The 326-nt window shown below is 62.6% G+C and carries 1 pseudogene; it reads right to left on the bottom strand.

From position 1 onward, the window contains the following. Positions 1 to 326 (bottom strand): annotated as a pseudogene (locus QSK43_RS27080) (membrane-bound PQQ-dependent dehydrogenase, glucose/quinate/shikimate family); the annotation flags it as partial.

Raw genomic sequence — 326 nt, 5'->3', positions numbered from 1 at the left:
AACTTCTGTCCGGCGACGGTACCGTTCCTGTACTTCCAGGCGGTCTTGCCGGTCGTCAGGTCGACGCCGACGCGAACACCCCAGGCGGGCGCGTTGCACGGAGCGTTGAGCGACGAGCGGAAGTGCTTGATGGAGACCGCGTAGGGCCCGCCGAGGTTTTCGTTGCCCGGCTTGGATTCCCCACCCGAATTGTCTCCGCCAAACATCCGCTTGTCGAGCTGACCTTCCGGACGCGGGTAGAGCTGGTAGAGATAGGCGAGATATTGCGGCGTGCCGATCAGCCACTTGTTGACCGGATCAACCGCGACGGAACCCCAGTTGAACAC

Origin of the sequence: Rhizobium sp. GR12, assembly GCF_036596185.1 — a bacterium.
Lineage (GTDB): Bacteria > Pseudomonadota > Alphaproteobacteria > Rhizobiales > Rhizobiaceae > Agrobacterium > Agrobacterium nepotum.
Note: the sequence above shows the minus strand (reverse complement) of the source record. Positions and strands in the feature narration are given on the sequence as shown.